Consider the following 26,186-nt stretch of genomic DNA (forward strand, 5'->3'; position numbering starts at 1 on the left):
ATGAAAAAAAAAATACCAGTTATAGTTGTTTCAGGATTTCTTGGTTCAGGTAAAACAACTTTTCTAAGATATTTAATAAAAGAGAGTAATAAAAAATTTGGTTTAATAATTAATGAATTTGGTGATGTTGGAATTGACGGTGATTTGATTAAAAGTTGTGATAAATGTTATGAATCTGAAGACGACTGCGTAATCGAATTAAACAATGGATGTTTATGTTGTACTGTTCAAGATGATTTTGTTCCATCAATAAAAGCTCTCCTAGAATTTAATCCTCCTATCGAATCAATAATTATCGAAACAAGTGGCTTGGCACTACCAATTCCCTTAATTCAAGCACTTAACTGGCCTGAGATTAGGTCTTCCATCTACCTTGATGTTGTTGTTGGTATCGTTAATGGAGAATCAATGCTTAATGGTTCACCAATTAATGATTTAAATCAAATAACAAAACAATATAATGAAACAGATAAAATTGATCACAACGCCACTATAGATGAACTATTTGAGGAGCAACTAGAAGTTTCTGATATCGTTTTAGTCTCTAGATCAGATATCTTAAATGATGATCAGTTTGACGTTGTAAAACATAAAATTCAAGGAAGTCTAAAATCATCTACACCAGTCCTTAAATCCAATAATGGCAAAATTGATTTGAACTATCTTTTTGATTTTAATTTTAAAAAAGAGACTTATAAAGATTTTTTAACTGAAGAACATGACCATAATCATGTTGAACTAGTATCAGATTCAATTAAATTAAATTATTTCCTAGAAAAAAATGACTTTGAAAAGGAGATGTCAAAAATCTTGGATGAATTAAACATTCTTCGAATAAAAGGACGTATTTGGATACCAAACAAATCATTACCTTTACAAATACAAATTGTTGGAAAGAAAATTAATACTTGGTTTGAAGAAGCTCCAGACAATTGTTGGAGACCAAATGATAATGCTGGGCTTGAATTAGTAATAATTTCCTTTGATGAAAAATCTATAAAAACTTTCAATAAAAAAATTAAAGAGAAATTTAAGATTTTAAGTGATCCAAAAATAGCAATTTGACATTATAGTTATCTGTCGGGATACTTAAACAGTAGATAGCCCAAGATGGAAAATCCAAAAATTGCTTTAAAACAAATAATCTCTGACGAAGTTACATCAATTGATAAAATAAAATGTTCAAAATGTGGAGGGGCAGGAAATTTTAAAACACATGAAAATTCAAGAAGAACTTGCTTAGTATGTTTTGGTAGAGGCTACATAAACATCTAATAACTCAGAAAACTTAAGGTAAAAATATTTGTTTATTAATCAATAGTACTTTTTATTAAAATTTAAACTAATCTTCTAGTAGAAATTAATTTTTAATTGGACCAATTTGCTGTAAAAGTTTTTGTAAGACTAAGACCCTCAGTTTTAGATCCAGCAGGGGAAGCTACTAAATCTGCCTCTATAAAACTTGGAGCTGAGGGAATAAAATCATTACGTATAGGAAAAATGATTGAGGTAAAAATAGAAGGTAATGGTGAAAACGAAGTAAGAGGAAAAATTGATTTATTGTGTGATAGGTTATTCGCAAATACTGTTATTGAAGATTATGAGTATTCACTAGAAAAATTATAAGATGGATAATTTTACTGTAGGAGTTGTTGTCTTCCCTGGTTCTAATTGCGATCGTGATGTTTCATGGGCATTGGAAGGTTGTTTAGACATAAGAACAAAATACTTGTGGCATGAGTCTTCAGATTTAAGTGATGTAGATGCAATAGTTTTACCCGGAGGATTTAGCTATGGTGATTATTTAAGATGCGGAGCAATTGCGAGATTCTCTCCATTAATAAATGCCTTGGATGAGTTTGTTAAAAGCGGGAAAAGAGTTTTAGGAATTTGTAATGGGTTTCAAATTTTGACAGAATCAGGATTTTTGCCTGGTGCTCTTGTTGCAAATAAAAATCTTAATTTTATCTGTGATGACGTTGAACTGGACATCGTTTCTTCAAATGGAGGTTGGTTTAATAATGTAGATGAAAAACAAACAATTAAATTGCCAATAGCTCATGGGGAAGGAAGATATCATTGTGATTCTGATACTTTAAAGAAACTTGTAGATAATGAATTGATCGCTTTGAGATATAAAAATAATCCCAATGGATCCTCATTCGATATCGCAGGCATAACTAATGAGAAGGGAAATGTTCTAGGTTTAATGCCTCATCCAGAGCGAGCATGCGACGAGACAATTGGTGGGACTGATGGTCTCTTTACATTAAAATCATTAATATTGAAATAAAAAAAGACCCCCAATTTTGGAGGTCTTTTTTTATTAAATTTGGGAAGAAATTAAACAGTAGCTTTTACTTTTGGATCCAAATCACCTTTTGCGTAAAGATCAGCAAAATAATTAGTGCTGTTTTGTTTGATCTTACTTGCTTGACCTTCGCACCAGAACTGCTTGTATCTATCAAGACAAACTTGCTTCATGTATTTTCTAGCAGGCTTGTTGAAATGTCTTGGGTCGAAGTTTGCCTTATCAGCAAATGCTGCCTCTCTAACCGCGGCAGTGAAAGCAAGTCTGTTATCAGTATCAATGTTGACTTTCCTAACTCCATTTCTTATTCCCTCTTGAATTTCTTCAACAGGAACACCATAAGTTTGAGGAATTTCACCGCCATATTTGTTAATGATATCCAACCATTCTTGAGGAACTGAACTAGATCCATGCATTACAAGATGGGTATTTGGAAGTGCTTTATGAATTTCAGCAATTCTGCTTATTGCAAGAACTTCACCTGTAGGTTTTCTTGTAAATTTATAAGCACCATGACTTGTTCCTATAGCAATAGCTAAAGCATCGACTTTTGTTTTAGCTACAAAATCTGCAGCTTCTTCAGGATCAGTCAGAAGCATATCTGTAGAAAGTTCACCTTCAAATCCATGACCATCTTCCGCTTCACCTTTTCCTGTCTCTAATGAACCTAAGCAACCCAACTCTCCTTCAACACTAACTCCAACTGAATGAGCAAAATCTACTACTTTTTTAGTAACTGCAACATTATATTCGTAACTAGCGGGTGTTTTTGCATCTGCCTCTAGAGAACCGTCCATCATTACTGATGTGAAACCATTTATTGCTGCTGAGTAACATGTTGATGGCTCATTACCGTGGTCTTGGTGCATTACCACTGGAATATTAGGATATGTTTCTGTTGCAGCAAGGATTAGATGACGTAGGAAAATTTCTCCTGCATAATTTCTTGCCCCTCTTGAAGCTTGGAGGATTACAGGACTATCAGTTTCATATGCTGCTTCCATGATTGCTTGAACTTGTTCAAGGTTATTAACATTGAAAGCTGGAATACCGTAACCATTCTCAGCAGCGTGATCTAAAAGTAGTCTTAGTGGAACGAGGGCCATAATTAAAATAAATTAAATGCTATATAAAGCATATGTTTCCGAGAGTTTAGTATAAAGAGGTATCAAATGTCACGTCATTAGATATACAAAATACTAAATTAAAGAAACTTATTTTATGACCCAGAGTACATTTTTAGGATTTTTTTAGTTAATAAGTGTAGCCTTCCACAAATAATTGTTCATCAGATGAAGGTTGAGATCCTGCTACATAGGCACCTTTTGAAGCTTCAGAGTTTGCTTGAGCTCTTGCTATTAATGCTTTTTGACCTCCTTCAACGTCGCTTCCTTTCCAGGCCTTTAAGCATGAGTGCTGTAATGCTCTTCCATAGGAGAATGAAACATTCCATAAAGCTTTCCTGTAAAGAGTGTTCATATTATTTAGATAAACAGAAGCAGCTTCTTCGCTTAACCCTCCTGATAAGAAAACTATTCCAGGAACAGATGCAGGAACGCATCTTTCCATAGTTCTAATTGTCATTTCAGCAACCTTCATAGGATCAGCCTTTGTTGGACAATCTGCTCCATTAACAGTCATAGAAGGTTTTAATAGAGTGCCCTCTAGAAAAACTCCATTTGCTTGACAGGCACTATAAACCTGCTTTATTACCTCTTCTTGAACTTCAGCAGTTTTTTCAATAGTATGGTCTCCGTCCATTAAGATTTCAGGTTCAATTATTGGTACTAACCCAGATTCTTGAACTGATCTTGCATACCTTGCTAATCCCCAAGCATTCTCTTGAATTGATAGTTTTGAAGGACAACCATCATTTGTAATCTGCAGAACTGCTCTCCACTTTGCAAATCTGGCACCTTGTTCATAATATTTTGCGGCTCTTTCAACTAATCCATCTAGGCCAGAGCAAAAAGTTTCTACATCTCCTCCTCCTGGAAGTGGATTTAGACCCTTATCGACCTTTATACCTGGAATAATACCTAAATCATTTAGTTTCTTAACCATTGACTCGCCATCTTGGTGATTCTGATAAAGAGTTTCTTCGAAGAGGATTGCTCCACTTATATATTTGCCAAGACCTTCTGTAGTAAAAAGCATTCCTCTATATGCCTTCCTATTGTCTTGAGTATTCTCAACGCCAATTCCAGCGAGTCTTTTACCTACTGTTTTAGTGGATTCATCTACCGCTAATATTCCTTTTCCTTTAGAAGCTAGTAATTGAGCATTTTCTTTAAGCTCATTTTTGTAGTAATTTAAAGCCATTCTTTAATAATTCAGTTCAATTGATTTTTCCAGAATATGAAAAAAAAATAAAATCAATCCAATACTTTATCGGGTGATAATTGCTACTTATAAATGTATAGTCTTAAATTTTGATACTTAATCCACTTTTGGAAGATTCTCTTATGGCTTCGCAAACTTTATGACTAGCAAGTCCCTCGCATAAGCCTGGGATTATAGGTGTTCCATTCATTATACTCTGGGCCCATAAATTTTGAATTCTCAAAACTGGAGCTATTCTCCCATCAGTCCATGTTTTTTCAAAATTAAAACTTGAATCTGCAGTTAGATTTTGTATTTTATTTTCGTTGTTTGAATATTTTAAATTAAAACCATGTACATAATCTTTTTGGTTTTCGCTTTTAAGAATTAGTGAACCTTCGCTTCCATATATTTCTAAACTAAATCCTCTACCATTTTTAGAAATTGATGATAAAGATACCTGACATGGAATAAGATTCGAGCTGTAGTTTGATATTTCTATATTAGCTAAACATACATCTTCACTCGTAACATCATTTAAATCAGATGAATTAGGTAAAGGTCTTTTTTTTATTGATGTTGCTAACTTGCCAGACACGTTTATTGCTTCTCCAAAAAACCAATTCAACATATCGAATGCATGAGTACCTAAAGCGCCAATAACTCCTCCACCTTTTTCTTCCAATGAATACCAATTCCAGGATCTTTTGGGGTCGGATCTACTGCCCATTAACCAATCTAATTTGACTAAATATATATCTCCTAAGATATTTTCATCAATAAGTTTTTTTGTCTGAAGGAAAAGAGGTACTGCTCTATATTCAAAATCAACACATACGCTTAAATTATTAATTAAAGATATTCTCTGAAGCTCTTCAATTTCTGAGGAGGATATTGAAACAGGTTTTTCTAGGAGCAAATTTTTATTATTCTCTAGAGCTTGTTTTGCTAACTTAAATCTTGATTCAGGAGGAGTGGCAATAATAATTCCATCAATTTTTGGAGATTTAACTAAGTCTTCCCAATTATGAAAAAAATCTAAGCCCGTTTCTTTTTCTATTATCGATTTTTGCTTTTTCTCGTAATGATAAATTGCTACAGGAGTTAAGTGATCAGACTCTTTTAATGCCTCTAAATGAACTTTTTTCCCAAATCCTAGTCCAGCGATTGCTATTTTTAATTTTTTATTTTTAGTATTCATTCTTATTCATTAATAAACTCTGAACAGCTATTTTCAATAACAACATCTATAAGTTCGTCATTATTAGAAGTTTGCCATTTTGAATTGAATTGTGGAATTCCATTTATTGATGTATCTTTGAACTTTTTTTCATTGCAATTAATTCTCATTACATAAAGCGATAACTCTCCATCATCATCAGAATTAGTTGGATTCTTAAAGAACTTTGTTAATAAACTTATTTCACTATTTGGGAGCGACTTAATACTCCCTTTATCAAGCCATTCTTTCCCATCATCATTCTCTTTTAGTAGGACCCAGTCAACATTTCCTATCGCATATGAATAGGAGGCAAAGTTAAAAATAAAGAGTAGAAGGGTTAAAGAAAAATAAAATAAATTACAAATTATTCTCATTTTATATATTTGCTTCTGCAAGTTCTTTTACACCATGAATTTTTAAAATTTTAGTCAGAGTATCCTTGAGATCTTTCCTTTTTACTATTACATCAACAAAACCATGCTCAAGCAGATATTCAGCTGTTTGAAAATTATCGGGTAATTTTTCTCTTAATGTTTGTTCTATAACCCTTCTTCCGGCAAATCCAATAAGTGCTTTAGGTTCCGCCAAAATTAAATCACCTAACATCGCAAAGCTGGCTGTTACTCCTCCAGTAGTTGGATGAGTTAACAAGGGCATATATAGGAGATTTTTCTCTTTATGTTTTTTTAGTGCTCCAGATATTTTTGCCATTTGCATGAGACTTAACATACCTTCTTGCATCCTTGCTCCTCCTGACGCGCAAACAATAAGAATTGGAAAATTTTCCAAAGTTGCTCTCTCAATTATCCTTGTAATTTTTTCACCAACTACTGAACCCATGGATCCTCCCATAAATCTAAAATCCATAACAGCTAATGCTAAAGGCATTGAATTCACAGAACAGATACCTGTTACGACTCCATCTCTTAAACCTGTGCCTGCTTGACTTTCTTTAATTCGATCAGCATACGCTCTTCTATCTTTAAAACCCAAAGGATCTGTAGGACTTAGTGAACTATCAAATTCTTTGAATGAATTTTTATCAGCAATTATATTTATCCTTTCATCGCTATTAATCCTATTGTGGTGTCCACAATTACTACAAACATTGAAATTTGTAATTAGGTCTTTTCTATAGGCTACTTGCGAACACTCTGAACATTTAACCCACAAACCATCTCCTTCGTCAGTATCTTGGGAAACTTTCCCAACAAATTGATCTTTGCGCCTTGCGGCAAACCAGTCGATTAATGACACAACTTTTCCTGTTTTTTCTATTTAAATCTAAGTAAGGTACTTTTATCAAGAAAGATATATAAAAATTTGAGATCCTCTAGATTAAAAACTTCTCAAATTTAAAAAATAATGATCTGAGTTGATAATCGAAAATTAATTATTATTTATTTTTCTCCTCAATCATTTTATGAATTATTGGAGTGAGAATTAGTTCCATTGCGAATCCCATTTTTCCACCATTTACAACGATACTTGTTGGACTTGACATGAATGAATCGTTAATCATTCCAAGCAAGTATTGAAAATCAATACCCCATTTCTCTCTTGCCCCTTTTCTGAAATGTATGATCACAAAGCTCTCATCAGGAGTTGGGATATTTCTGCATATGAAAGGATTTGAAGTGTCAATTGTGGGAATTCTTTGGAAATTAATATCAGTTTTGCTGAATTGTGGGCAGATGTGATTTATATAATCAGGCATTCTTCTCAATATCGTATCCACAATGGTTTCCGCTGAGTAACCTCTTTCTGCGTTATCTCTATGGATTTTTTGAATCCATTCTAAATTTGTTATCGGAACAACACCAACAAGTAAATCAGCATAAGATGCCACATTATATCCATCACCTTCTACCCCGCCATGCAAACCTTCATAAAAAAGTACGTCTGTTCCCTCAGGAATATCTTCCCATGGAGTAAATTGCCCAGGTTCTAGGGATGTCCCAAGTCTTGTATTATGTTCTTCTGCTTCTTCAACACTATGTAGATAATATCTTTTCTTTCCTCCTCCAGTTTCGCCGTAGATTTTAAAAAGTTCTTCTAGCTTGTCAAAAAGATTAGCTTCTGGACCAAAATGAGAGAAATTTTCGCCTTTTGAAAGAGCGTCCGCCATAGCTTTTTTCATAGGCATTCTCTCAAATCTGTGGTAACTATCGCCTTCTACAACTGCGGGAACAATATCTTCTCTGGCAAAAATATGCTCAAAGGCTCTTTTTACTGTACTTGTTCCTGCTCCTGAAGATCCTGTTACAGCAACTACTGGATGACGTTTTGACATTTTTTAAAAACAATATCTAATGATTCTGACAGGTCATATGCCAACTTTATGTTTTACTTAAAAATATTTTTTTATTTATTAATTTTTTTTTAAATTTCATCCATTATTTTATTTCCAATTTCACTGCAAGATAAGACTTTAGAAGACCCATCAGCTAAATCTGCTGTTCTAAATCCTTTTGATAAAACTTTATCAATTGCAGTTTCTAAATTTTCTGCAGCTTCTTCTTCATTTAAGCCAATTTTTAACATCATGGAAGCAGATAAAAGCATTGCTATAGGATTCGCTATGTTTTTACCCGCTATATCAGGAGCCGAACCATGAACAGGTTCAAAAACTCCTGGCCCATTATTGTTTAGAGAAGCAGATGGAAGCATACCAATAGAACCAGTTAACATTGCGGCTAAGTCGCTTAAAATATCTCCAAATAAATTACTTGTTAAAATTACATCAAATTGACCAGGATCTCTAACTAATTGCATTGCTGCATTATCAACGTACATATTGCTTAGAGATATGTTTTTATCTTTTGAGGAGATATTTAAAACTGTATCTCTCCACAATTGACTAACCTCAAGAACGTTTGATTTATCAACGGAACATATTTTTTTATTTCTTTGATTAGCAATTTTTATTGCTATTTCAGTTATTCTCTCTATTTCGGCCGAATCATAAATCATCGTATTGAATGCTTTTGGGATTTTTGTATTTGTTATATGTCCTCTTGGTTTTCCAAAATAAATTCCTCCTATTAATTCTCTTACAACAATAAGATCTACATGCTCAACGATTTCTTTTTTTAATGTACTTGCATCTAATAGAGATTTTCTTATTTTGACAGGCCTGATATTTGCGAAAAGGTTTAGGGCAGACCTTAACCTTAGTAACCCACTTTCTGGCCTTAATTCTCTTGCAAGAGAGTCATATTTAATATCTCCAACACATGCTAAAAGTACAGCATCACTTTTTTTGCATTGATCTAGTGTCTCATCTGGAGCAGGAGTCCCATATTTTTCATAAGCTATCCCTCCAAATAATTTTTCAATAATCTCAAGATCGAAATTATGATTTTTTGAAAGCTTTTTTAAAACTTTTTTTGAAACTTCTGAAATTTCTGGTCCAATTCCGTCTCCTGATAGTAAAACAATCTTATATTTCTTCATTTAAATTTTTGTTTAATAGAACAATAAATTATTGCTTGTCTAATTGTCTAAGTTTTTTTGCTAATTCTGGTAATTTTTTAAAAATACTTGAACTCCTTAGCCATGATTTGTTTTCCATCGCGGGGAAACCACTAATTACCTTGCCATCTTCTATGTCACAATGAATTCCGCATTTTGAACTCGCGATCACATTATTACCAACTTTTACTCTATTATTTACCCCTACTTGTCCTGCCAAAATAACACCATCTCCAATATTTGCTCCTCCAGCGATACCAACTTGAGCTGCAAATGCACAATTCTTTCCAATTTTTACTCCATGACCTATTTGTATTAAATTATCCAACTTTGTTCCCTCATCAATAAAAGTAAATCCAACTGCGGGTCTATCAATACAACAATTGGTTCCAATTTCCACAAAACTCATTATTTTTACACCACCTTTTTGAGGCATCTTTACCCATTTGCCATTTTTAGGAATAAAACCAAATCCCTCAGATCCAATAACAGAATTTGAATTAATTACACAATTATTTTTTAGAGTGGTATTTTCGTAAATAACACAATTTGGATGAATTATATTATTATTCCCTATTCGAACATTGCCTAAAATTGATGATCCAGGAAGAATATGATTATTGTCTCCAATTACAGTATTTTCTCCAATATAGACATTAGGTCCAATATGGCAATCTGCGCCAATTATTGCTGTTTTATCTATAACCGCTGAAGCGTGAATTCCTGGTTTGAAATTGATTGTTTTGTATAAACAATCCAATACTTCAGCAAATGCAATTCTTGGATTTTTAACGATTATGTTTGATATATTGAGTTTCTTTAGGGCACTAACGATTTCATCGTTGTTAGTAGTTATTATTGCTGATGCTTTAGTTTGCTCTAATTTTTCTTTAAGAATATTATTTTCTTCTAAAAAAGATATTTGATGTTTAACTGCAGCATCTAAAGAGGCAGCATCATCTATATTTAAATCTTCGAAAATATTGACACTAATAAAATTTGAATTTCCTTTTTTTATTAGATCAACTAAATCACTTAAAAGCATTTTTCAATTTTAATTTTTTTCTAGGAGAGAGCAAGAACATCTCTGTGTACGACAATTATCGAGGAGTTGTTATTTTCTTTGTTATTTAAGATACTTCTTAATTTGTCGCTACTAATTGATACTAAACCTTTTGCAACTTCTTTATCATTTGTATTTACGATTTTAACTGCCTGATTAATCGTAAAGTTTCCTTCAACGTTCTTAACACCAACCGCTAAAAGTGAGGCACCTTTTTTTTTAATTGCAAAAGAAGCGCCATCATCTAAAGTAATTTTCCCTACTGTTTGAATTGCATGAGAAAGCCAACTTTTTTTGTTTCCAATAGGTTTTTCTACTGGATAAAATAAAGTTCCAATTTTATTATCATTAAAAATTTCAATTAAATTTTTTTTATTAGTTCCATCAACTAGTTGGACTTCGACTCCTCCTTTTGTTGCTATTTCTGCAGAAATTAATTTTGTAGAAATTCCTCCTGTTCCCCATTCATTATTTGAGTTTTGAATATTTTTATCTTTAATTTCCTTTAATTCACTATTATGGACTTCTGTAATAGGTTGCGCATCTTTATTATTACGTGGATCTTTTGAGTATAGATTTTCAATATCGGTTAATAAAATAAGCTTGTTAGCATTTATAGCCAAGGCAACTAAAGCAGAGAGGGTATCATTATCTCCATATTTAAGCTCTTCATTTGCTACGGTATCATTTTCATTTACTATTGGAATAACATTCAAATCGATTAATTTTTTTAAAGTTTTTGAAGCGTTATTAAAGGATTCTCGTGAATTGAAATCAGCTTTAGTTATTAAAATTTGAGCAATATTATAACCTAATTTATTGAATACTTTATCGTATAAAGACATTAAATTAACTTGACCTACTGCAGCAGTAGCTTGAAGTGTACTTAAATCATTTGGCCTCGTTTTAATATTTAATTTTTGGCAGCCTAATCCAACGGCTCCACTAGTTACTAAAATTAATTTGTTTCCTTTTGAAAGAAAACGTGTAAAGGATCTAGAAAGGTTTTCAATAACTTCTTCTGTAGATGTTTCCTCTGTACCTCTTAAAATACTAGTACCAATTTTTATAACCCAAGTTTTCATTTTATAAAATGAGAAATTAATTTTTCTATTATCAAAGTTAAATTAAATTTTATTGGCAAGCCATCTCTATTTAATCGCTTAACTAATATTGTTTTTATATCACATCTATTTCCTACAATAATATCTGTAAAAATTCTGTCACCAATAATAGCTATATTTTTTGCCTCTCTGCCAATTTCTTTGATAGCGGACAAAGTTACTTTTTTTCTTGGTTTTGATGCATTGTATTTGTACCTTAAATTTAATTCTTTCGCTATTTTTGCGATTCTTTTTTTTGATGGATTATTACTTATTAGATACAAAGAGAAATGTTTTTTAGATTCTATGATCCAATTTTTTACTGCTTTTGGGATCATATTTGATTTTCTATTCACCAGAGTCCCATCCACGTCTAGCAATAAAGAATTAATTCCTTTTTTTTGCAGCTCAGATTGAGAAATATTATATATTGGTAATTTTGAATCCCAATTGACTTTTAGGATAGACCTCATTTATTTTAAGAACTACTTTTTTCTAGCTCAGTTTCAATCAAAGGTTGAATTTTATCGAACTCATCATCTTCAACTAATAATGCACCTTTGTCTTTTAATTTACCCACAATAAAAAAAGGATCTAGTGGTATATATAAGCCATATTCTTGGTCAAAAAGATTAAAGTTAACGAGCAATTCATAACTCTCACTATCATCATCGACGTAATCTTCTTCTAATTCATCGTAAATTGGTTCTTCAAGTTCTCCTGATACTGTTAATGTAACTGCTGATCTGATAAGTCTTAAATCATGTTCTTGAAGAACTGCTTCAGCATTTTTTAGTATTTGTTCATTTTTATCTATTTTCTCGATTAGTTCAGGTTCATCTTTTTCATTTATCTTAAAAAGACTTACTGGAGTATCAACTGGTGTTAATAAAGCATATTCTTGGCCTTCAACACTTACTAGTTGTTCAAGATAACAAAATAGCTCGTTTCCATTTGAGTCATTTAATAAAAGAGTCTGTGCATCATAATTATCATTTGAATTGGCTTCTTTCATTTAAAATTTATCTATCCTTTTTAATACTAATATTTTATCTGACGTTTACCAGCTATTTCTTCTAATTCAGGACCTTCTTCGATCCATTGTTCAAGTATTATTTTTGCGGAAAAACTATCAATCAATCCGGATTTATCTTTTTTTATTCCAAATCTATCTGAAGATTCCCAAGTTGAACTATGTTCGTTGACGTAAGAAAATGGAAGCTTTAATTCATATGAAAGTAATTGACCGTAATTTTTACAGTCAATAGCTTGAGTGGTCATTCGACCTTTCTCATCTAGTGGAATACCCACGATAAATCCATTCAAATTAAATTCATTTATATAATTTCTAATGATTTTAATCTCTTGATTATTTTCAAACCGTTTTACTGCTGGAAGTATATTTGATGTTATGCAGAAGGGATCACAATAAGCTAATCCTATTCTTTTAGTACCTATGTCCAAACTCAAAATTGCCTTGGGTTTGGGTTTGCAAAATTTCACTTTGTTTTTAATGGAAAGGGAGATGGATATGGATTACCTTGTGGACTTAATTTTTCAAAAATTGATTCCAAAGATTGATTTATTATATTTACTTGTTTGGCTTCATTCTTAACTATTGTGTTCCTGATAAGTATTATTTCTTGATTGTTTTCTTTGAGATTACATTCTTCGAGAAAAAAATTTAATTGAGAATTTTCTTTATATGTTTTTAAATATGAAACAGGTGATTTTTCAAAAAATCGTTTTATAAATTCTTTTAAAATAGAATTGAATCTCTTATCCCAATATCTACTTATAGTTAAAGTATAAATTTCTTCATTTTGATAATTAATATCTTTTAAAATTGTACATAATACTGAATTTTCATATATTAAGGCACCACTCTTAGAGTTATTTCTTTTAAGAATGTCGTCTTGATCAAAATCTAAAATATTTCTTATTAACGGAGATTGATTTGATCTTATGAAATTAACTATTTTTAATATATTTTGTTTATTAATGCTTTGGAATTCATTAATTAATGAATAGGCATTGGTATTTTGATTTATAGATTTATTTAGATTAGGACCATCCCAAAGGATTATTTCTCCTAACGGTTGAAAGCCTAATTGTCTTGAGGTTGATATGAGGTCAACATTATTTATATCAGAATTAATTATCCAACTTGAGGTTTTGATGTCTTTTATTGAGATAGATTTTTTTATCAATCCTAAAGTTAATTGTTTATCTGTTAAAGAACACTTGTTGTTAATCAACTTGGGCTTAGATATTTTTAAGCAAGTCTCTTTTTTATTCAAAGGAAAAATATTCAAATAACCAATAATCTCGTTTCCATATATAGCAATTATGCATTTATTTTTATTTTTCTTAAGGTTATTTAAAAAAATTTTTAAGTCATCAAAGGTATTTATAATTGCCATCTTTAAAAACCAATTATTCAATTCCTTATTTTTAATATCAATTAAAAGATTAATGTGCCTTATGTGGAGTTCTTCAAAAGTTACTTCCATTCCTTTTTTAGATTGAAAAGAATAAGAGGTATCTTTTTTCATTTACTTTTTTTCTCTTATTAATACTATAGGGGTTTTTTCATCTCCATTGCCAGCTGGATTAGATATTAAGTTTCTTTTGAGTATTTTATTTATTTTTTTATTTGAACTAGCTAAGACTTTCACACCTCCAAGATCATTAACATCGACAACAGCAACATCTATATTTAGATAGCTCGAGACCTCCTTACAAAATAAATCCGCATTGAGAGGTCCCATGACTATACTCTTGTCATAAGGAGTTACTGTACCGCTTATATCATCAATGAGGGATGATTCTGAACCGGTTAACCTATAAAACATACCTTTAATACCAACTAATTTGAAGAGAAATCCAACAAATAGTGCAAAGGTTATTCTTGTGATTCCAATTCTATTTATTAATAATTGCATGCCGCAAGCTGTTGCGAGACTGCTTGTAGGGTGAAAAAAATAACATAAAGCTTTCGAAAATAAACTATATTCTAAATTTTGAGGGGAAATATATCTATTTTGCATAATCGCTAACGGACTTTCACCGATTGTTAAAATATCATTTTTTTCTACAATTCCTTTGCAGTAATCAATAACAGTATCTACTGGATTATCAAAGCAACCAAGTAAATCAGTTTTTATAGCAAAAGCTTTATATTTATTATTTATTGGAATTTCAAAGACTTCTTTAGGCCTTTGTTTTTGACCATCTAAATTAATTAACAAACAATCCTTATTATTTGAAATACCAAAATGTCCATAGTTCTCCCAATATACTTTTAACCATAGATATTTTATTTTTTTTCTAAAATTATTATTGACAAATTTATATATGATTCTTACAAATAATTCTGAATTTGACTTGATAATTGTTGTTGGCCAGTAATTATTTAAATTCTTAATTTTATCATTTATATATAAATATATATCTTCTTGATAATTAATATTTTGGCAATATTCGTTACCTTTACTTTTAAAAAAATCTAATTCAAAATTTATATCAGATACCATAGTCTCTTTGGTTTTACTTTTATTAGTTATTTTTAAATCAATAATTAATTCGTTTAAACCTTCCTTTTTTTTGATTTTGTAATTTATGGGTACCAGATTTAACTTAGATTTGGGTGAGTTTTTAATATATAAATCTGAAATAATTAGAAAAATTAAAAGAACTAATAGGATATTTATTAATATCATTTTTTTTTAATTAATTTTTGTTTTTATCTTTATTTTCAGAAATGATACTGTTGTATTCATTAAAACTTTCTACAGAAAATGTCGTATCTTCTATATCAATTCCTTTTAGTTCCCCTATAACTTTGTTTAATTCATCGATATTAATCATTCCATTTTTATCATATTTAACTTCACCATCACTATTTAAAATAATGGTTTGTGGAATTAAACCGTTCCAATAATAATTAGGTTCATTTCTAAGATCAGACTTTTCTTTATCCTGTAATTCATCAGTAGTTAGAGCAATGATATCTATATTATTTCTCCATATCAAATCTAAACCAGATATTATCGGAGCCATAGCTTTACTATCTGAGCTATCGTCAAGATAAAAAAATAAAACTGCGACTCTTTTATTTTTTAATGATTCCTGAAGAGTTGTCTGGGGAGGAACTATAGCCCCATTACCTGCGTATATAGGAAAAATATTGCCATCATAACTATCAGTATCTCTAGAGGCATTTGCTTTATATGGACTTAAGAAAATTAATGCTATAAGGGTCCATTGAATTATTTTCATTAAAGTTTAAAAACTTACTTTGAACTTGATCTTCCCAATCCTTGAAGGATTCCTTTCCCAACTAAACCGATAGCTTTGCCAACGACCTTTGTAAGGAAAGTTACGAAAAGATTACCGATATATTTTACAGCAACTTCTAGCTGCGGTGCTACGGCATCTCTTATCTCAACTAACAATGTAACTTGTTTTTGTAGCCATTCTAGATTCTCTAATTCTTTCTCCCTATTTTCATTTTTAAAGTATCGGGTAAATTTTTTATCGATAATATCAATATATTCTCGTTTACTCTCATACAAGAAGATAGGCATATAAATATAGTCATGCCAACGATTGTAGTTATTAATATTATTTCTAAATCTTTCAAAATTTCTTGTCGATTGTAATTCGGGATTTATAAGTACAGTCCTTAATTCAGGCCAAGACGAACAAATATTAAAGATTTCAGAAGCTAACAAATTACAGTTCCTTATTGTCCAATTTGAAATTATGTTTTCAAGGATCAAAAATGATTCTGTTTCGTATAGAGGGAGTAATTTCCCATCATAGTCAAGAGCTTCATTTTTAATAATTGGTTCAATAAACATTATTGATTCATGTGATTCTCTATCTATATCTTCGCAATTTACTTCACTATAAATAAAATCATTTATTGAAATAGATTCGCCTCTTTTTTTTAATCGAAAATAGCTGTCTGTGATATTTGAAATTGTATTAACTTTAAGTTCTTTTATAAGAGAATTTAAATCATCTTTAAAATCTTTCTCCTTATAGTTTTCCTTAATATTTTTAACTAAATTATTTAACTCATCTAACATTTTTATAAGTAGTCGTGAAATGAATTCTTTCTTTATTCCAGAGAGAATTATTGATGAATTATTAAATTCAACCTGTAAGTTAGTTGAGCTGTACCTTTCTTTTAGTCTATCTAAAATTAAATTCCATATTTCTGTAGTATTTTTATCTTTAATGAATACAGTGTTCTTATTTTCAAGATTGATTTTATTTTCGGTGTAAACAGCCTCTGTATAAAGTTCTAGTGAGTTACCCCATAAGAAAATTAGAAAAGATTTTGCAGTAATAAGTTCTCTTAATCTTCCTTTTAAAATAAATTTATAAAATTCTGGTGTTGAATCAGAGTTGACATATTTGAAAATATAATTAATTTCAGAATCTATTTGTTTAAGACCTGAAGTTAGAATTTTTTGACTAAAAGAGAGAGGCTTATTTTTGTTTAATTGAACTCGGGAATTAATTTCAATATCAAATACCCTTCCTCCATTTATTATGGTATCAATAGATTCAAGAACTTTTTCAGCACTGGGATTTAAAAGAAAACCTTCAGCATTTAACGATGGAGGGGTATTTGCTTCATAAATAAGTTCGCCAGAGAGAATTATAAGAAACTTTGACTCATCATATCTTTCTCTTAATTTTAATAATTCTAACCTTATAAGATCTTCTGATTGGAAATTAAGAACATTCCATATAACTAAATCCGGAGTTTTATCACCTGTTCCATTATTAAAATTAATGTCTAAATTTTGGTCTAGTGATGTTAACTTAAGCGATAAGGATTCTGCTATTAAGCTTGGAGCAATAATCAATATCGATTTTTTTGAAATTAATTCCAAGACTAGATTTCTTATCTCTTTTACAAAATTAACTAACAATTACCGCAAAAACCAGCCTTAAATCAATTTTTATACTCTTTTAAGCGTAGTAATTTCTGTTTAAATCAAAGTCATTTAATCTCTCTGATGACAATACATTATTCGCTTCGTTTATTGTAAATTTATTTTCATATAGGGCTTTACCTACAATTACTCCAAAGAGTCCAGAATTTTCAAATTTAACCAAGGATAATAAATCAGAAATCGAACCAACACCTCCTGAGGCAATTACTGGAATATCTGTAATTTCAAGTATGTTTTTTATAAATTCTTCATTTGTTCCTTCTAAAGTCCCATCTGTATTTATATCCGTAACAATAAAACTAGCGATTTTTAATGAAGAAAACTCTTTAACTAGATCTGTAGCTAAAACATTAGATTGCTCAAGCCAACCCCTTGTACTAACTTTCCCATCTTTTGCATCAATACCAATAATTATCCTTCCAGGAAATTTATTTGATAAGTCTCTAACTAATTCTCTATTTTCTATTGCAGATGTTCCCATGATAACTTTTTCAATACCATAAGAAAATAATTTTTCTATCCTTTCTTGAGACCTTATACCCCCACCTATTTGAATTGGTATGTTAACTGTTTTTGCAATCTCTTTTATTGAGCTATCGTTTCTTGGCAATCCTGTTTTTGCAGCATCCAAATCAACTATATGTATGTATTTTGCTCCTTCGCTTTCCCAAAATTTAGCTTGCTCATGAGGCTCTTTTTTGAATTCTTTCCTTTTATTAAAGTCACCTTTAAAAAGCCTTACACACTTACCATTCATTAAATCAATAGCTGGTATTAGTTCCATAAAATCATCCTTTTCATTAATTACTTCTTAGTAGTACTATTCATTATGTAATTCTATTTAAGATTACTACTTTAGTTAAATATTTTTTGAATATGAAAATTCTTGTAATGGGTGGCACTAGATTTGTTGGCAAGTCTCTGGTTGGAAAGTTATTAAGCCAAAACCATGATATTGATATTTTCACGAGAGGTAATAAAAACAATCCTGAAAAAACAAATCTAATTAAGGGTGATAGGAATAATTTAGAAAGTATAGTGAAACTGAAAAATAAAAAGTATGATGTTGTTTATGATATTTCTGGACGAGATTTAGAACAAACCAAACTTCTTATAGAAAATTTAGATAACTCTTTCCAGAGATATATATATGTAAGCTCTGCAGGTGTTTATAAAGATAATTGTGAATTACCCTTATCCGAAGTTGATCCAATTGATCCAAAAAGTAGGCATAAAGGAAAGTTTGAGACAGAAAATTGGTTAAAAAACCAAAAAATCCCTTTTACAAGTTTTAGACCTACATATATTTATGGACCAGGTAATTATAATAAAATTGAAAATTGGTTTTTTGAAAGGTTATTTACTAAAAAATCTATACCAATCCCTGGTGACGGTTCTTTAATTACTCAGCTAGGCCATGTTTCGGATCTAACTGATGTAATGATTAGGTGCATAAATTTTGAAAATTCCAAAAATAATATTTACAATTGTTCAGGTGAAAAAGGAGTAACAATCAAGGGTTTAATTTATTTCTGTGCGAATGTTCTTGGATTAAACCAAAATGAGATTTCTTTAAGAACATTTGATTATCAAAAATTAGATCCCAAGTCTAGAAAGGGATTTCCAATTAGATTAAATCATTATCAGACTGATATATCTAAGATAAAACGTGATTTAGAGTGGGTGCCAACTTTTGATTTACTTAATGGTCTAAAGGATAGTTTTGTGAATGATTTTAATAATAAAAAGAGTGAGGAGTTTGATGCAAATTCAGATAATATTCTTTTTAATTCTTAAATAGCCTAATAAAGTCACAAAAGTCAGGATGAATCCTAACCAATAAAAAATTAAAGCCAAATTATTCAATAAGCTTATTTTTAATGGTGTAAAGAAAGTAATTACTGAAATAAAAAAGAAAAATGTTTTATATTTTCCTAACATTGAAGCTGGCAAACCGTCTTTTGTAGAGTTCCTTAGGCTAGAGATAATTAATTCTCTAAATAAAATTAATGACAAAGACCAGAAGGGTATAAAATTATTTTTACAAAGGAAGGTCAAAGGAATTAAATAGAATACTTTATCGCTTAAGGGATCAAGGATAGCTCCTAATCTAGTTTTAAGATTAAATTTCCTTGCAATTAACCCGTCAAAATAATCAGTTAAACCTCCAATAATAATAAATATAAAGACATAAAAAGGTCTGTTAATTTCTAAAAAAAGTATTAATGGAAATACAAGGAAAAGGCGAGATATCGATAATAAATTGGGAATATTCAATGCCAAATTTTTAAGATTTTTTCTTAATAACAAATTAGTTTTTGTATATAAAATATATTACACTCTCAACAAGCTTAAATTTTTAGTAAAAATTTTAAATAGTTTTTGATGCTAGATTCTAAAACTTAATTTAAATCTGAATCCTAAAGATTATAAACTCAACTTCTCTTTATGAATGATGATGTTTTATATTACAAAATTATTCCTAATATCTAATGCAGCCTCATAGCCTAAAGCTATCTCCAGAATCTGATTTGATAAATTCAATTAAAGAATATTCTTTATCCAATAATTTATACGGTTATGTTTCCGGAGTTGTTGGTAATCTTAGAACAGTTTGTATTCAATGCCCAGGTAATCAAGAGATAAATAAATTTGAAGGAAATCTAGAGATTGTTTCTTTAAACGGACATTTTAATAAAGGAGATGTTCATTTACATTTGAGTTTTGCAGATGAGGGATGTAATGTGTTTGGCGGACATCTTGAGGAGGGATGTATTGTAAAAAAAGGTACTGATATATTATTACTTTCTTTTGATCAGAAAATTATTAATATCTCAAATCATGATTTAATCACTAATGAATCACGTGTAAAAGCATATATTTTAAAGGATTGTCCTTGGTCTAAAAGAGCAATTAGGTTGCTTAATTCTTTATCTATCACTCATGAAGTTATTCTAATAGACAATGATGAGAGCTTTCAAAAAATTATGGCTCAAAGTAGCCACAATACTTTCCCTCAAATATTTTTGGATAATAAATTTTTTGGAGGATATGATGAACTTTCAGAACAAGCAAAATTGGATAACTTAATTTCATTTAAGTAATCTAAATTTTTTAACTATCACGATTAGTAAGCTTTTCAACAACTAATTCGTCCTCCAACTGCTTTATTAATCTTGATACAAGACTTTGAAATTCTGGTTGACAGCCTTTAAAGGCAGCTTTATGTCTTATTGGCTCATTCCTAGTTCTTAAATCAGTAAGCATTAATTGTAATGCGTCAATTTTGGGATTTATTTTCATAGTTTTAATTTATATATTTACATCTTTTAAATCATTTGCATAGCTTTTTTAAAAGATATCTTTTTATTATCATTCGAACTTGTAACTTCTATTAATTTATTTATGGATTCTTTGTTTTTTAAAGAATCTATACAACATTGCGCAACTAATCTTCTTGGGATTGATCCATTAATTTGAGTATCCTCTTTTGAATAATTTATATTTTCTGATTTAATATCTTCATTTTCCTTTAATCCTCCAGGTCTAATAATAGTCCATTCAAAATTTGAATTACGTAGAAAGTTTTCACCTAATTTCTTCCAAATAAGAATTAAACCAAATAAGTTTAATGGGTGAAATAATTTACCAGTACAAAGGGAACTAACTAAAATAACTCTTTTAACACCAACTCTTTTGCAACTCTCTAATTGCCTGTATACACCTAATGCATCGACCTTTATAGGACCAGTTAAATCTAATGATGCTCTCGCTCCAGTTGCAATTATCAAAGCATCAATATCTTTTAAAGCTTCATCAAGTTCTCCTTTTTTGTCTAATGAAATCCTAATTGTTTCTAAACGCTCTAGTCCTGCTGAGACTTTTGAATTCTTTCTGATGATTTGCCTTACTTTATATCCTTTCTTAACTGCTTCTTCGGAAATTCTATAACCTGTTTTCCCCGATGCACCAGTAATTGCTATTTTCATGATTAAAAAACTAATTTAAGTATTATATAAATTTCTTAAGGCTTTTTACATACAAATTTCTTTTTTCTTTTGGGATAAAGAGTGCGACATAAATAACATTTTGTTCCATCACAGCCTCTTGCTGTACAGTATTCCCTGCCATAAAAGATTATTTGCAAATGTAAGGTATTCCAATCATTAACGGGAAATATTTTTTTTAGGTCTTTTTCTGTTTGAACTACGCTATCTCCATTTGATAAGCCCCATCTTTGGGACAACCTGTGTATGTGAGTATCGACTGGGAATGAGGGAATTTTAAAAACTTGAGACATTACAACTGATGCCGTTTTATGGCCTACCCCTGGAAGAGATTCAAGCTTCTCGAAAGAATCTGGAACCATGCCATTATGCTTCTCAATCAATAGTTTAGATAAGTTATAGATGTTCTTTGATTTTTGATTAGATAGACCTAGAAATTTTATGTGCTCGTAAATGCCACTAATACCTAGCTGCATCATCTTTTCTGGATTATCTGCGACCTTAAACAAGCTTTTTGTTAATTCATTAACTTTCTTATCTGTTGATTGAGCACTTAAAACTACGGCGACTAAAAGTGTATATGCATTTGTATGATCGAGGGGTATTGGAGGTGATGGATATAGCTTTTTGAGTTCCTTGCGTATTATTTCTGCTCTTTCAGTCTTTCTCATTAAATTTGAAAATTAAATGGTGTATAAAATTATACAAGGGATATTTTAGGTGAATATTTTCTGCTAATTTAATATATTTAAATAAGAAGAACCTAGTGAAAAATGATGCGTTAATAATTGATGATCTGCATCATAAATATGATAAGCGAGAAAGTTCAAATTGGATATTAAACGAAATTAACCTGAAAATTGAAAATGGCGAATTGTTAGGTTTGCTTGGTCCTTCTGGTTGCGGAAAAACAACTCTTTTAAGATTAATTGCTGGGTTCGAATATCCCTCTAAAGGAAGGATTTCTTTAAATGATGAGGAAATTTCAAGTAGGAAGAAAATTCTTAGTCCTGAGAAAAGAAATATTGGTATGGTTTTTCAAGACTATGCACTTTTCCCTCACTTAACTGTTTTGGAAAATGTAATGTTTGGATTGAAAAACAAAAAAGACAGATCAAGAGTTGATTATTTACTAAATGTTGTTGGACTTGATAGTTTTCTTGGAAGGTACCCACATGAATTATCTGGAGGCCAAAAACAAAGACTCGCAATTGCGAGGGCTCTTGCTCCAGGTACGGATTTTATTTTATTAGATGAACCTTTTTGTAGTCTTGATATTCATGTTAAACAAAAATTAAGAAGTGAACTCCCTAATATCCTAAAAGGTTGTAATGCAAGCGGTTTGATGGTTACTCATGATCCGGAAGAGGCAATGTCAATTTGCGATAAAGTCGCCGTTATGAATCAGGGAAAAATACATCAAATTGATACACCAATTAACCTTCTAAATAATCCCAAAACCATATTTGTTAGTAGTTTTATTTTGGGCAATAATATTATTAATCTCAAAAAAAATGGTAATTCATATATTTCTTGTTTAGGTAAAATAAATAGTTCAGAATATTTGAAAAATACGAGTATCCAAAGTATGTCAATTTCGCCTAAATTTATTTCAATTAAAAGATCAGAATCTGGTGACGCGTTTGTTATATCTAAAGAATTTCTTGGAGAATTTCTTATATATAAAGTATCTATTAATGGAAACATATTAAGGGTTAGAACTGATATTAATAATCTCCTTAATAATGGTGATAAATGTTCTCTTTCTATTAATAAAAATAGTTATTATTTTTTATATCCTGGAGCATATAAGGAATATATATAGATTTTTTTATAGGCAGTTACACTTGCCCCCCTTCCAATTAGAGCATTTTTTCTTTTTACATTTCTTTTTTTTACTTTTATAAATTTTATTAGTTAATAGCAGTTCAGAAAAACTGTACTCTAAATTCATTTATAGTATTGCGATTGATTTTCATTATCATATTATTTAATTTAATTTAAAGTATTAATTAATTACTAATTTATACAAAATGTTGTATTATTTAAGAAGTATCTTATTGAGCAATGAAAGAAAATAATCTCGAGGTAAAGAAGTTAATTAATTTTGGTCCATCTGGAAGAGCTGTCGCACAACCAATCGATAAAAATTTATTGGATAATATTTTTGAACATTTAACAATGGAAAGATATGCCAATGTTCAATATTTTTCTATATACCTCTGGTTTCAAGAACGTGATTTAAATGGATTTGCCTCTCATTTTTTAGGTGAATCACAAAGCGAAATGGAACATGCTCAGAAATTTGCAGATTACTTAATCGCAAGAGGACAAAGCGTAAAATTAGATAAAATTCCTGCACCAGTTCAAACTTGGGATTCCATAGAGGATCTGATTTCTTATTCTTTCAACATGGAGGCTGATTTAACTTCATCTCTGCAACAACTTTATTCTATTTCGGAAAGAATTTCTGATACAAGAACTAACGTATTTTTAGATCCCATCATTGATGCCCAAACAAAATCTGAAGATGAATTCGCAAACATACTTGGCAAAGTAAAGTTTGCTTCTAATCAACCTTCTGCAATCTTATTAATAGACAGTGATTTAAAGAAAAAATAAATTACTTTCAAATTTATTTTCATTCAATGTTCTTTTGGTTATTTCGACAAGTAAATTAGAAAAGTTGATTTTCTCAGTATTATTTTTATTTAATAGCTCAGCTATTTTATAAATCTCATTAACTCTTTTAAAAATATTTTTGTTTTCAGAAAACAACCTTCCCTTCAATGCTTTATTTTCTGTACTCTTGTAGGATCGCTTGATATTTCTGAGTCTATTAGATAAATTATCAACTTCCATTAACAAGTTGTTAGTAAGTGATTGTGATTCTTTCATATTTTTATAGCGGCGATGTTTCAATAAAAGAAGGAGCAACACTGACTGTTTGGGTTCCAATAGGAGCTATTAATAACTCAGATGATCTTAATTTAGAAATTAATCTTGTTGATGTTACTCTCGTAGAACCTATTAATTCACCAATCCTTTCATGAGTCAACCTAAAGGGTAACTCACACCATTGACCACATCTTCTACCTAGACGATTTACTAGTATTGAAAACAAAGCTTGTAAACGCTGTTCTGCATTTCCTAAGTGTCTAATCCTGAGGAGTTGCAAAGTCCATTCATTTACTGCATCGAAACCAATATTCTCATCAATATTTACATTACTGTGAAACGATAAATCTGTTAGTGCCTCAACACAGACACCTTCGCTACATAAAAGGTCTGTTCTTAATTGATCTCCTGATTGTAAAAATGCGAGCGTCATTCCTTCCGTTTCTTCACAAGGGCAATAAACTCTTGCAATTCCACTCTCAACTTCTAGGCATGTACCTTTTGGTCTTGATGAAGGATCTATTAATACGGATTGTCCAGTTATTATTCTTACTGACTTTGAGGGAGATTCTCCATAACTATGGAAATTCATTAATTTAAATATGATAATGAGAATTATTATCAATTATGCACTAAAAAATTACTTATTGCAATAGATTCTCATTATCATCACATTTCTGAAGTTTTTCTTTACATAGTATTTAGGAATATAATTTAAATAGAATTGCTTAATATTTTATTTTAGATGTGCCCGAATAGAGTTTGTTTTAATTGTGGAAGTTCTTCATTTGTCTCAGATCGTTCTTTAGGAGGTAAGATTGTTTGCTCTAAATGTGGATCTTCTTTATTTAAAAATAAATCATCTTCTTTTTTAAAAAGTAAGAAATTAGTTTTTCTTGCTATTGCGATAGCTATTTTCATAATTGTTATTTAGATAATCTGTTTATATTCCAAAGTCCATTATTAATAGTTACCTGTACTTGAATACCATATAACTTATAAAGGTTTTCACTATTTATAACCTTATTTTGATCTCCATCAGCGATTATCCTGCCTTCTTTTAACATTATGACCCGGTCATAAATTTTTGTAATAGTTGAAATATCATGAGTGACGCATAAAATTTTTGTATTTAATTTTGATAAATCATTAACCTTATCAATTACAAAAAACTTTGATTTATAATCTAAATTTGCGATTGGTTCATCTAGGATTAAGATTTCTGGTTTTTTGATTAATGCCCTAGCAATTACAGAGATTTGTTTTTCTCCATCTGATAAGTTGGAAAAATTCTTTTTAGATAAATTAGTTATATTCATTTCCTTCATTATTTTTTCCACCTTGTAAGAATCTTTTTCAGATTTATTTTGTACGTAACCATAACTTCCATATAGTCCACTTAAAATTAAATCAAAAACTTGTAAATTTGGATTTATTCTTTTTTTTATATCGTTATTTACGGTACTTATTTTTTTTCTTAGTTCCCATAAATTTATAAGTTCTTTGTCAAATATCTTAAGTTTCGATTCCTTAGCTACTACTGGGTATATGTTTCTATTAATTATTTCAATTAGGGATGATTTCCCTGAACCATTTGGTCCAATTAATATTACATTCTCTGAATACGCTATCTTTAAATTTAAATCTTTAATTACTCTAAAGCCATTTTTAAAACAATTTATATTTTTTGCATCAAACCAAAATTTATTCAACACTAAAACTTATTACTCCAAAATATTATCAATTGAATTGAACTTAAAATAAATATAAAAAGATAAAGCCAATTCAACCATGAAGGTCTATTTACTTTC

At 30.2% G+C, this 26,186-nt stretch carries 33 protein-coding genes; 8 read left to right on the plus strand and 25 right to left on the minus strand.

What is annotated here, in order from left to right; translation table 11 throughout:
• The 4 genes from EW14_RS04125 to purQ all read left to right on the plus strand — a co-directional run bounded on the left by EW14_RS04125 (window position 1) and on the right by purQ (window position 2,293).
• Entirely contained in the window at window positions 1-1,065 is a 1,065-nt protein-coding gene (locus EW14_RS04125; RefSeq protein ID WP_042850242.1) for a GTP-binding protein, read from the plus strand.
• Between the two features lie 45 nt (window positions 1,066-1,110).
• Window positions 1,111-1,275: a hypothetical protein gene (locus EW14_RS10250; protein WP_187151459.1), complete on the plus strand. Its 165-nt coding sequence runs from the start codon at window positions 1,111-1,113 to the stop codon at window positions 1,273-1,275.
• 96 nt (window positions 1,276-1,371) lie between these two features.
• Window positions 1,372-1,626 carry a phosphoribosylformylglycinamidine synthase subunit PurS gene (gene purS, locus EW14_RS04130; RefSeq protein WP_025972051.1) on the plus strand — a complete coding sequence of 85 codons (255 nt, stop codon included), beginning with the start codon at window positions 1,372-1,374 and terminating at the stop codon, window positions 1,624-1,626.
• Between the two features lies 1 nt (window position 1,627).
• Complete coding sequence (purQ, locus tag EW14_RS04135; RefSeq protein ID WP_042850243.1) at window positions 1,628-2,293, plus strand: phosphoribosylformylglycinamidine synthase subunit PurQ; 666 nt, start codon at window positions 1,628-1,630, stop codon at window positions 2,291-2,293.
• Between the two features lie 50 nt (window positions 2,294-2,343).
• Here purQ and fba read toward each other — a convergent pair whose 3' ends face one another.
• The 17 genes from fba to hisA all read right to left on the minus strand — a co-directional run bounded on the left by fba (window position 2,344) and on the right by hisA (window position 18,254).
• Window positions 2,344-3,417 carry a class II fructose-bisphosphate aldolase gene (gene fba, locus EW14_RS04140; RefSeq protein ID WP_011376344.1) on the minus strand — a complete coding sequence of 358 codons (1,074 nt, stop codon included), beginning with the start codon at window positions 3,415-3,417 and terminating at the stop codon, window positions 2,344-2,346.
• 148 nt (window positions 3,418-3,565) lie between these two features.
• Complete coding sequence (locus tag EW14_RS04145; protein WP_042850244.1) at window positions 3,566-4,633, minus strand: class I fructose-bisphosphate aldolase; 1,068 nt, start codon at window positions 4,631-4,633, stop codon at window positions 3,566-3,568.
• 103 nt (window positions 4,634-4,736) lie between these two features.
• The gene (locus EW14_RS04150; protein ID WP_042850245.1) at window positions 4,737-5,834 is read right to left on the minus strand and encodes a Gfo/Idh/MocA family protein; all 1,098 of its coding nucleotides are present in this window, start codon (window positions 5,832-5,834) and stop codon (window positions 4,737-4,739) included.
• Between the two features lie 2 nt (window positions 5,835-5,836).
• Entirely contained in the window at window positions 5,837-6,229 is a 393-nt protein-coding gene (locus EW14_RS04155) for a hypothetical protein (RefSeq protein WP_042850246.1), read from the minus strand.
• Window position 6,230: 1 nt separating this feature from the next.
• Window positions 6,231-7,112 carry an acetyl-CoA carboxylase, carboxyltransferase subunit beta gene (gene accD / locus EW14_RS04160; RefSeq protein WP_042850247.1) on the minus strand — a complete coding sequence of 294 codons (882 nt, stop codon included), beginning with the start codon at window positions 7,110-7,112 and terminating at the stop codon, window positions 6,231-6,233.
• A gap of 139 nt (window positions 7,113-7,251) precedes the next feature.
• Window positions 7,252-8,148, minus strand: coding sequence for a phosphoribulokinase (locus EW14_RS04165; RefSeq protein ID WP_042850248.1), 897 nt, complete (start codon window positions 8,146-8,148; stop codon window positions 7,252-7,254).
• An 89-nt stretch (window positions 8,149-8,237) separates the two neighbouring features.
• The gene (gene leuB, locus EW14_RS04170) at window positions 8,238-9,311 is read right to left on the minus strand and encodes a 3-isopropylmalate dehydrogenase (RefSeq protein ID WP_042850249.1); all 1,074 of its coding nucleotides are present in this window, start codon (window positions 9,309-9,311) and stop codon (window positions 8,238-8,240) included.
• Window positions 9,312-9,339: 28 nt separating this feature from the next.
• Window positions 9,340-10,374, minus strand: a complete 1,035-nt coding sequence (gene lpxD / locus EW14_RS04175) for a UDP-3-O-(3-hydroxymyristoyl)glucosamine N-acyltransferase (protein ID WP_042850250.1) — start codon at window positions 10,372-10,374, stop codon at window positions 9,340-9,342.
• Between the two features lie 20 nt (window positions 10,375-10,394).
• On the minus strand, window positions 10,395-11,477 hold the full coding sequence (gene proB / locus EW14_RS04180) for a glutamate 5-kinase (protein WP_042850251.1): 1,083 nt from the start codon (window positions 11,475-11,477) through the stop codon (window positions 10,395-10,397).
• Entirely contained in the window at window positions 11,474-11,968 is a 495-nt protein-coding gene (locus EW14_RS04185; protein WP_042850252.1) for a YqeG family HAD IIIA-type phosphatase, read from the minus strand. Before EW14_RS04185 ends, proB begins: the two co-directional genes overlap by 4 nt.
• A gap of 5 nt (window positions 11,969-11,973) precedes the next feature.
• Window positions 11,974-12,510 carry a DUF3727 domain-containing protein gene (locus tag EW14_RS04190; RefSeq protein WP_011818296.1) on the minus strand — a complete coding sequence of 179 codons (537 nt, stop codon included), beginning with the start codon at window positions 12,508-12,510 and terminating at the stop codon, window positions 11,974-11,976.
• Between the two features lie 26 nt (window positions 12,511-12,536).
• Window positions 12,537-12,998 (minus strand): Holliday junction resolvase RuvX, encoded by a 462-nt coding sequence (ruvX, locus tag EW14_RS04195; protein ID WP_042850253.1) that lies wholly within the window; start codon window positions 12,996-12,998, stop codon window positions 12,537-12,539.
• Window positions 12,995-14,050, minus strand: a complete 1,056-nt coding sequence (locus tag EW14_RS04200) for a hypothetical protein (protein WP_042850254.1) — start codon at window positions 14,048-14,050, stop codon at window positions 12,995-12,997. The genes ruvX and EW14_RS04200 overlap by 4 nt, the downstream gene beginning before the upstream one ends.
• Window positions 14,051-15,217, minus strand: a complete 1,167-nt coding sequence (locus tag EW14_RS04205) for a hypothetical protein (protein WP_042850255.1) — start codon at window positions 15,215-15,217, stop codon at window positions 14,051-14,053. It abuts the gene before it with no gap.
• Between the two features lie 10 nt (window positions 15,218-15,227).
• Window positions 15,228-15,776 carry a thylakoid membrane photosystem I accumulation factor gene (locus EW14_RS04210; RefSeq protein ID WP_042850257.1) on the minus strand — a complete coding sequence of 183 codons (549 nt, stop codon included), beginning with the start codon at window positions 15,774-15,776 and terminating at the stop codon, window positions 15,228-15,230.
• A gap of 14 nt (window positions 15,777-15,790) precedes the next feature.
• Window positions 15,791-17,407: a DUF3685 domain-containing protein gene (locus tag EW14_RS04215; protein WP_042851305.1), complete on the minus strand. Its 1,617-nt coding sequence runs from the start codon at window positions 17,405-17,407 to the stop codon at window positions 15,791-15,793.
• A 79-nt stretch (window positions 17,408-17,486) separates the two neighbouring features.
• On the minus strand, window positions 17,487-18,254 hold the full coding sequence (gene hisA, locus EW14_RS04220) for a 1-(5-phosphoribosyl)-5-[(5-phosphoribosylamino)methylideneamino]imidazole-4-carboxamide isomerase (RefSeq protein WP_042850258.1): 768 nt from the start codon (window positions 18,252-18,254) through the stop codon (window positions 17,487-17,489).
• Between the two features lie 92 nt (window positions 18,255-18,346).
• Between hisA and EW14_RS04225 the strand changes: the two genes are divergently transcribed.
• Complete coding sequence (locus EW14_RS04225; RefSeq protein ID WP_042850259.1) at window positions 18,347-19,267, plus strand: NAD-dependent epimerase/dehydratase family protein; 921 nt, start codon at window positions 18,347-18,349, stop codon at window positions 19,265-19,267.
• On the opposite strand, the gene pgsA is transcribed toward EW14_RS04225, so the two are convergent.
• Window positions 19,241-19,780 (minus strand): CDP-diacylglycerol--glycerol-3-phosphate 3-phosphatidyltransferase, encoded by a 540-nt coding sequence (gene pgsA, locus EW14_RS04230; protein ID WP_042850260.1) that lies wholly within the window; start codon window positions 19,778-19,780, stop codon window positions 19,241-19,243. The genes EW14_RS04225 and pgsA overlap by 27 nt on opposite strands.
• A gap of 182 nt (window positions 19,781-19,962) precedes the next feature.
• On the opposite strand from pgsA, the gene EW14_RS04235 reads away from it, so the two are divergent.
• Window positions 19,963-20,574 carry a PCC domain-containing protein gene (locus EW14_RS04235; RefSeq protein WP_042850261.1) on the plus strand — a complete coding sequence of 204 codons (612 nt, stop codon included), beginning with the start codon at window positions 19,963-19,965 and terminating at the stop codon, window positions 20,572-20,574.
• Between the two features lie 10 nt (window positions 20,575-20,584).
• On the opposite strand, the gene EW14_RS04240 is transcribed toward EW14_RS04235, so the two are convergent.
• The 3 genes from EW14_RS04240 to nth are packed head-to-tail and all read right to left on the minus strand — an operon-like array spanning window position 20,585 to window position 22,148.
• On the minus strand, window positions 20,585-20,773 hold the full coding sequence (locus EW14_RS04240) for a hypothetical protein (protein WP_042850262.1): 189 nt from the start codon (window positions 20,771-20,773) through the stop codon (window positions 20,585-20,587).
• A gap of 26 nt (window positions 20,774-20,799) precedes the next feature.
• Window positions 20,800-21,459 (minus strand): SDR family oxidoreductase, encoded by a 660-nt coding sequence (locus EW14_RS04245; protein WP_042850263.1) that lies wholly within the window; start codon window positions 21,457-21,459, stop codon window positions 20,800-20,802.
• Between the two features lie 35 nt (window positions 21,460-21,494).
• Window positions 21,495-22,148, minus strand: a complete 654-nt coding sequence (gene nth, locus EW14_RS04250) for an endonuclease III (protein ID WP_042850264.1) — start codon at window positions 22,146-22,148, stop codon at window positions 21,495-21,497.
• A gap of 95 nt (window positions 22,149-22,243) precedes the next feature.
• Between nth and EW14_RS04255 the strand changes: the two genes are divergently transcribed.
• Both EW14_RS04255 and EW14_RS04260 read left to right on the plus strand, forming a co-directional pair.
• A complete protein-coding gene (locus tag EW14_RS04255) occupies window positions 22,244-23,302 on the plus strand; it encodes an ABC transporter ATP-binding protein (RefSeq protein WP_042850265.1) in 1,059 nt (352 codons plus the stop codon).
• A gap of 242 nt (window positions 23,303-23,544) precedes the next feature.
• A complete protein-coding gene (locus EW14_RS04260) occupies window positions 23,545-24,099 on the plus strand; it encodes a ferritin (protein ID WP_042850266.1) in 555 nt (184 codons plus the stop codon).
• Here the strand turns inward: EW14_RS04260 and EW14_RS04265 are convergent.
• From EW14_RS04265 to EW14_RS04280, 4 genes are all read right to left on the minus strand, one after another.
• Window positions 24,085-24,375, minus strand: a complete 291-nt coding sequence (locus tag EW14_RS04265; RefSeq protein ID WP_042850267.1) for a hypothetical protein — start codon at window positions 24,373-24,375, stop codon at window positions 24,085-24,087. The genes EW14_RS04260 and EW14_RS04265 overlap by 15 nt on opposite strands.
• Window positions 24,376-24,379: 4 nt before the next feature.
• The gene (locus tag EW14_RS04270; protein WP_025933439.1) at window positions 24,380-24,967 is read right to left on the minus strand and encodes a Crp/Fnr family transcriptional regulator; all 588 of its coding nucleotides are present in this window, start codon (window positions 24,965-24,967) and stop codon (window positions 24,380-24,382) included.
• Between the two features lie 149 nt (window positions 24,968-25,116).
• Complete coding sequence (locus EW14_RS10055) at window positions 25,117-25,296, minus strand: hypothetical protein (RefSeq protein WP_042850268.1); 180 nt, start codon at window positions 25,294-25,296, stop codon at window positions 25,117-25,119.
• 5 nt (window positions 25,297-25,301) lie between these two features.
• Entirely contained in the window at window positions 25,302-26,090 is a 789-nt protein-coding gene (locus EW14_RS04280) for an ABC transporter ATP-binding protein (protein ID WP_042850269.1), read from the minus strand.
• Window positions 26,091-26,186: the final 96 nt, after the last annotated feature.

The sequence above is a fragment of the Prochlorococcus sp. MIT 0604 genome (assembly GCF_000757845.1).
Taxonomy (GTDB): Bacteria; Cyanobacteriota; Cyanobacteriia; order PCC-6307; family Cyanobiaceae; genus Prochlorococcus_A.